This is a genomic window from Psychrobacter sp. PAMC 21119 (genome assembly GCF_000247495.1).
In the GTDB taxonomy this organism is placed as follows: Bacteria; Pseudomonadota; Gammaproteobacteria; order Pseudomonadales; family Moraxellaceae; genus Psychrobacter; species Psychrobacter glaciei.
On the sequence record NZ_AHVZ01000034.1, the window covers coordinates 54,941 to 61,948 of the forward strand.

Annotated in this window: 6 protein-coding genes; 2 read left to right on the forward strand and 4 right to left on the reverse strand. The window is 42.8% G+C overall.

The window, feature by feature from the left end; translation table 11 throughout:
* Positions 1–285: 285 nt before the first annotated feature.
* On the forward strand, positions 286–1,167 hold the full coding sequence (locus RH96_RS11605; RefSeq protein ID WP_010201126.1) for a hypothetical protein: 882 nt from the start codon (positions 286–288) through the stop codon (positions 1,165–1,167).
* Positions 1,168–1,310: 143 nt separating this feature from the next.
* On the opposite strand, the gene RH96_RS11610 is transcribed toward RH96_RS11605, so the two are convergent.
* The 3 genes from RH96_RS11610 to RH96_RS14655 form a co-directional block, all read right to left on the reverse strand.
* Positions 1,311–2,105: a 4'-phosphopantetheinyl transferase family protein gene (locus RH96_RS11610; protein WP_010201127.1), complete on the reverse strand. Its 795-nt coding sequence runs from the start codon at positions 2,103–2,105 to the stop codon at positions 1,311–1,313.
* Positions 2,106–2,277: 172 nt separating this feature from the next.
* Entirely contained in the window at positions 2,278–2,796 is a 519-nt protein-coding gene (pal, locus tag RH96_RS11615) for a peptidoglycan-associated lipoprotein Pal (RefSeq protein ID WP_010201128.1), read from the reverse strand.
* A 170-nt stretch (positions 2,797–2,966) separates the two neighbouring features.
* Positions 2,967–3,596, reverse strand: a complete 630-nt coding sequence (locus tag RH96_RS14655; protein ID WP_010201129.1) for a DUF6231 family protein — start codon at positions 3,594–3,596, stop codon at positions 2,967–2,969.
* Between the two features lie 480 nt (positions 3,597–4,076).
* Between RH96_RS14655 and pepN the strand changes: the two genes are divergently transcribed.
* Positions 4,077–6,677 carry an aminopeptidase N gene (gene pepN / locus RH96_RS11625; protein ID WP_026037327.1) on the forward strand — a complete coding sequence of 867 codons (2,601 nt, stop codon included), beginning with the start codon at positions 4,077–4,079 and terminating at the stop codon, positions 6,675–6,677.
* 103 nt (positions 6,678–6,780) lie between these two features.
* Here the strand turns inward: pepN and RH96_RS14840 are convergent.
* Positions 6,781–7,008 (reverse strand): hypothetical protein (locus tag RH96_RS14840; RefSeq protein ID WP_081501599.1); only part of this gene is annotated, 228 nt, incomplete at its 5' end.

A 7,008-nucleotide genomic window follows, 5' to 3' on the forward strand; every position in this document is an offset into this window, starting at 1 on the left:
TTTTGTAATACCATCACATGAATATTAAGCCAGCTGATATTCATGTCTGTGCTCTTTAGTTACTTTGAGAGCGTTGTGTAACAGGAACATGAAGTTTTGCGGGTTAGTGTAGTAATTATTACAATTTCTATGCAATCTTTACATAATGGCAAATAAAAAGCGCGTCTATAGGGGTGACTTTTTGAGCCAAAATTGTTTTAATCTGCTCAACAAAATGGTGGTTTAAAAAAAAGCTAAATTATCATTTTTTACGGGCGAGTTATTTCACACTTTAGGAGAGTAATTATGAAACTTATTAAATTATCTGCAATCTCTGCTGCTATTTTAGCATCAACTGCAGCTTTAGCTGCTGAACCTGTTATCGTTGTTGACAGTGCTGATGCCGTCGTATACGAAGCTGAGCCTGTAGCTGTTGCTTACCAAGCTGAGCCTGCTTATGCATACAATGCTGATGCTGGTATGGTACGTAACACGACTGGTGCAGTTGTTGGTGGTACTAAAACTTTCTTTCAAACAGCTGTTAATCCAGCCGCTGTTAGCGCTGAAGTTGGTACACTAGGTTATGGTGCTAACGTTGCTTGGGCAATGAATGACAAAACTGAATTACAAGCTGGTTGGGCAGGTGGTGATGTAGCTGATCTTTTCGGCGGTGACTTTGATGCTAACGGCGTAAACTACGACGTTGATTCTGATTTCAGCAACCCATACCTAGGCGTACAACTACGTCCTGCTGCTAACTGGTTCACTATGGGTGCTGGTATCATCGTTCCTGACAACGATATCGACGTGACTGCTAATGCGGATGGTGGTATAAGCGGTTTTTATGAAGTGGATGATGTTAAATATGATGCTAATGGTGTTAGCCTTGAAGGTACACTAGAGCACCGTAACAAGTTGGCACCTTATGCTACTATCGGCTTCCGCCCTAACATTAGCAAGAACTGGGGTGTGTTCGGTGAGATCGGTGCAGCATATATGGGTAAAACTGATGCTACTATCACTAGCTTAAATCCTGATCAAGCTCTTCTTGCAGAAGATTCTAACGGTACTCCTATTGTAGGACTTACTGGTAAAGATTTAGCAGCATCAGCAGAGCAAGAACTTGAAGAAGAAAACTACCTAGAGTGGTTACCAATTGTTAAACTTGGTGCAACTTACCGTTTCTAATCTAATCACAGTCTAAGCACTGTATTTAGATTAAGCGTAAAAAAAGGCGACCTTCGGGTCGTCTTTTTTCGTCTAAAATAAAGGGGAAGGATTATCTGTAATAAAGGGGAAGTCTTATCTGTGGAGGTTGTTGCAAATACTATTTAAAAAACGATAACAGTTTGCTGAGAGGGCAAAATGACAATGCAATAGCTAGCCTTATTATCGCTGATAACAGATAAAGAAGCGTTTTCATTGACGATGTTGATCAGGTTAGGCATTAAGTAGGAATAATCCACTCCTAAGCCTTGTGCTAATTTATATTGATAAACCTTGATAAAACTTTCTTTTATTTGCCATAGCAGCTTAGTGATAGCACTACGCTCACATGTGGGTAATGCTTGTAATGCAGCAGTTTCATGAGGATGATAAAAACGCTGCGCCACATGCCATGCAACCTCATTGGTTTCTATATCGATCCCCACGGCATGACGACGACTGATGACTACTGCGATATAATTGCTTGGGGTTATATTATTGTTATGCTCAGAATCTTTACCGCTATCATTTCGATGACCCATATCTGTATGACTGAAACATACATAATGTTGACTCTCAACCAGTCGATAGGGGAAGCTTGATTCATCTAAGGTATCAGTGATTTCTAACTTATTGAGCAATGCTTTTAGCAGTAACCGAACGCCTTTACGCTGCCGTTGACGTTGGTTGTGAGCAAATTCTTTTACGGATAACTGGCTTTGCAAGGGGTGGTAATACCAGTTAATACGAGATATTTTATGAAAATCCGTATTTAGGACATGAGGAACTGATAAGCGTGTCGATTTACCCCATATAGCTTTAGTGTTTACATACAGCGGTTCGCTCACTTGTGCGGTTGCACACCATGTCATCGGATCGAGCTGAGTGTACTGAATGTGAGTTAACGGTAAGGTTGGCATTGTTTATATTTAATAATCATTAATGGGTTAGCTCTTTTTAGCATAAAAAGCTTGGGAATGAGTGATTCCGTTATCTTAGCGCAATAAAAACTCAAAAGCCCAGCAATATTAATATTACTGGGCTTTTATAAAGCGAATGACGCTTTATTGATTGTTATCAGTTGTACCGGTTTTAGTAAGACAATTCAGCACGGCGATTCTGTGCATAGGCGTCTTCAGTATTGCCGGCAGCAGCAGGACGCTCTTCACCATAACTGATGACACGGATATTGTTGGCAGCAACACCTTGCGCAGCAAGGTAGTTACGTGCTGATTGGGCACGACGTTCACCAAGGGCAATATTGTATTCACGGCTACCGCGCTCATCGGTATGACCAGCGATCACGACACCAGCGGCTGGGTTTGAGCTCAACAAGCCTGCGTGTTGGTTCAAGACGCTGGCCGCTTGTGAGGTGATTTCACTGCTATCAAAGCCAAAGTAAACAACCGCTTGCAGATTCTCAGCACCAGTAATAACCGCGCTTGAATTGTCTACAATAACGGCACCGTTGTAGCCGACTTGACCACCTGGGATGCCTAATGGCGCAACCACGACTTCAGAAGTAGCACGTTTAGTCGCACAACCAGTGGTTATTGCAACGGCGCTTGATAGTACAGCGAGAACAGCGATCTTAGAAAAACTGATTGACATGATGAGCTCCTAAAATTTTAATTAGACTTGTTGTTTTAAACTGCTTACGATAAAACTTAGGCAATTACTATCTATCATATACTAAATGTTAATTTATGTAAGTAGTATTACTGTAAATAATCTATAAATTAGATAATCGGCTCTACAATATTCAAATAACCTTTCAACTTTTACCAGCGATGCTTGCCCCAGTTTTCGGGATTGGCCCAGTAATCAGCGTTCAGCCAGTTGGGTAATTGCTTATAATCGTACAAATTAAACTGCCACAGTGTTGGCAATGATTCAGTTGAAGAAAAGGTATGAATAGCACGGCTACCAGCGTCTTTCAAAGAAGGTTCGCTTAAAATATCAAATGGCGTAAAGCCATAAGCTTTTAAGTCTAGGGTGCTATCGAGTGCAATCAGTAGGTGCGCGGCATAAAGATCACGATAGCGCATGAGCAATGGGATATATTGGGGTAGCAGCTCTGCTGATAAGGTTGGTAGCCAAAAGCAAGCGAGCTCATAACGTTCAGGGAGTTGCTGATGGGTGAGTTCTGACAACGTTGATAAATGTGTTTTCCCTTTTTTATTATCGAGATTTTTTAGGGATGTCTGTAGTGCCAAACGTTCAGCTTTATCTTGCACAACCCATAACAGCTCGGAGCTATCATCGGAGCTAGCATTGGTTTGTCTAATAGTAGTTTGCTCAGGTGTTTCTGGTGTGGCTACCTTTATTGCTAACGATGGCAATAGTACATCAATGTAATCCATTAAAAGTGGTAAGGTAATAGTTGCGCGACTAGTAGGTTGCGTTGTCATAAAATAGGCCGTTTATCGATTGTTGGTGATCAGTGCCTCTATTAAATCATTTTCATTGATACTATCCAATTGATGATTGACGTTTTTGATCTTTGTTTTGGATGATAGGCGTAATAACCTGAAGGGTGGCTCTTGAAATTTGGCTGTTTAGGTCAATGTAGCTAGGGCGTGTCATCATTTAGATTGTGAGGCTTAAAATGAGGAAAATTGTAGCCAAACAAGACAGGAATTGCCGTAAATATGAATATATCGACAAGATTGTTGACGATGTTTGGCAAAATTTAGCTATTTTAAGACCACTAAATGTATCAATGTGCTAATTGATGATACGCCCTAAATGTCGCTATCATTTTAACAATCATAAAAATTGTGCTAATTGATTACCCGTTACAACGTAATTTATCATGCTTTTTACCATAAATAATAATAGGAATTCCTATGTCTACTGCTGAAACCGATGCTCAAATCATCAATCCTGACATGCCAGATGTGCCGCCGCATGCACCAAGTAAGATCAACTTAAAAGATTATAAAAAACCAAGCTTCGATGTGGAAACGGTTGATTTAGATATTAAGCTGTTCGAAGATCATGCGCAGGTAGACAGCACCCTGAAGATGGTACGTCAAACAGCAGGAGATCTCGTATTATTCGGTGAGGAGTTGGATCTGATCGCCATTACGATGAATGGTAAGCCATTGACGGTTCAGGATTATCAACAGCAAGCAGGCACGTTGACGCTTGCGAATGTACCTGATGAAGTTGTTTTAGAGATTCAAGTACGCATCTGCCCGCAGACCAATACCGCCCTCGAAGGTCTTTATATGGCGGGTAGTGGCGACGATACCATGTTTGTGACTCAATGTGAGCCAGAAGGCTTTCGCAAGATTACTTTTTATCCAGATCGCCCTGATGTGCTCGCGATATTCACCACCCGTCTTGAGGCGGATAAGCGCTATCCGACACTATTGGCCAATGGTAATTTGGTTGAAGCAGGTGAGGTCGCAGATGCGCCAGACCGTCATTATGCGATCTGGCACGATCCGACCAATAAACCAAGCTACCTGTTTGCCTGTGTCGTCGCTGATTTGGATGTATTGACGGATTCTTATACCACCAGCGAAGGTCGAGACGTTTTACTAGAAATATACGCCAAGTCTGCCGATATCGATAAGTGTGATGTCGGTATGCAAGCCCTAAAAGATTCGATGAAATGGGATGAGGTCAATTATGGTCGAGCCTATGATTTAGACCGCTATATGATTGTTGCCGTTAGTCAGTTTAACATGGGTGCAATGGAAAACAAGGGTCTGAATATTTTTAACACTGCTTGTGTGTTGTCTAGCCCTGAGACCACGACGGACTCGCGTAGCTTTAGTGTGAAAGCCATTATCGCGCATGAGTACTTTCATAACTGGACGGGCAATCGCATCACATGCCGTGATTGGTTCCAGCTGTGCTTGAAGGAAGGCTTTACCGTCTACCGTGATCAATCCTTTTCAGCCGATCAACAGTCAAGTGCGGTACAGCGTATCGATGATGTCGCGACTTTGCGTGCCCATCAGTTTGCTGAGGACGCAGGGCCACTTGCGCATCCTGTACGCCCTGAAAGTTTCGTCGAGATTAATAACTTTTACACGACGACCGTCTATGAAAAAGGCGCTGAAATCGTCCGTATGATTGCCAATACCTTGGGGGCAGATAACTTCCGTAAAGGCACGGATGAGTATTTCCGTCGTTACGATGGGCAAGCGGTTACCGTTGAGGACTTCTTGTCTGCGCTCAGTATTACTGATGATAAAATTGAAGACTTTATTGATTGGTATCGTCAGCCCGGTACGCCAGTGGTGTCTGGTCATCAAGATTACGATAGCACCACGCAAACGTTAACCATTACTTTAAGTCAGCAAACCCGTCATGTTAGTGGTTTTGATGCACCAAAACCTTTACCTATTCCCGTAGCGACCGCGCTATTTGACAAAGATTCTGGTGCTATCGTTACCGAGCGTATGCTGCTGCTCGATCAAGCAACGCAAACCTTTGTCTTTGAAAATGTGGCTAGTGAGCCGGTCGTATCGCTGCTACGTGATTTCAGTGCGCCAGTCCAGCTCAATTACGATTATCAAGATGAAGATTTGGCATTTTTGCTTAAGCATGAAACCAATGGTTTTAACCGCTGGCAAGTGACACAAATGCTGGTAAATCGCATTTTACTACAGGGACGAGGCTCGAAAAGCAGTCCTGACGTCTATCTGCAAGCAGTCGCCAAGACATTACCTGCATTGGCTACTGACGATGCAATGTTGGCAGCGCGTTTGCTCGATATCCCATCAGCGCAAGAGCTGGCATCTGCTATTCATACAGATTACGACCCAGAATTGGTTAAACAACAGCGCGAAGGCTTATATCAACAGCTGGCAGATGCTTTAAAAAATCAATGGGCAACACTTTATAAACAGCTGCCCATGCAGTCTTATGAAGATAGCGCCGAGGCTCGTGGCACCCGTGCCTTGCGCAACGTGGTATTAGACATGGCATTGACGACTAACGTTGATGGTGCCAATGACTGGGCGCAGCAGCAGTATGATAATGCCAGCTGTATGACAGAACGTTTTGGTGCATTAAAAGTGATGGTCAATCATCAATTGGCAGATGCGGATGCTTATTTGGCAGACTTTTATAATCGCTTCCAAAATAATGATTTGGTCATCGATTTATGGTTTAGCGTGCAAGCATCAGCTGATACGGTCACTACTGAAGCTATCCAATCGTTGCTCACTCATACTGATTTTGATTGGAATACGCCCAATCGTGTGCGCTCAGTGATTAGCGCCTTTACCTCGCAGCCGACCGTCTTATGGACGACAGAAGGGTTAGATATCTATATCGCTGTGATTAAAAAGTTGGATGATGCCAACCCTGTCTTAGCATCGCGTTTGTTGCAAGTGCTGGCACGCTGGAATACCTTGGCTGAGCCATGTCGTCAGATGGCGCATGATAAGCTGTTAGATTTACAGCAAGCCGTGTCTTCTAAACATGTGCTTGAGAGCTTAACGAGTGTACTAGGCGCCGCAAATAAGTAGGGCGGCTAGCTTGGGGCAGGTCCTCAATTTATCTCGTTTTCGGTGTAATGGACAAAATTCATGCTAGAAATTAGAAGGTAGTCGCTAATGGACATAATTCATGCTATTTGAGTGTCTTTGACTCTAAAAAGTCTTTAATAAACCGTAACTTACGATACTCATTTAGCCCATGATGACTGTGTAATTGTCGCTTGAGCTCACTGAATAACCCTTCGAGAGAATTAGTAGTATTTGGTAGGTCTAAATGCCCATATTCTTGATAAGTAAATAACCAATCGCTATTGGTTCTTAAACTACGATAAGCACTTCTAAGACGCTTGTGGGTGTACCA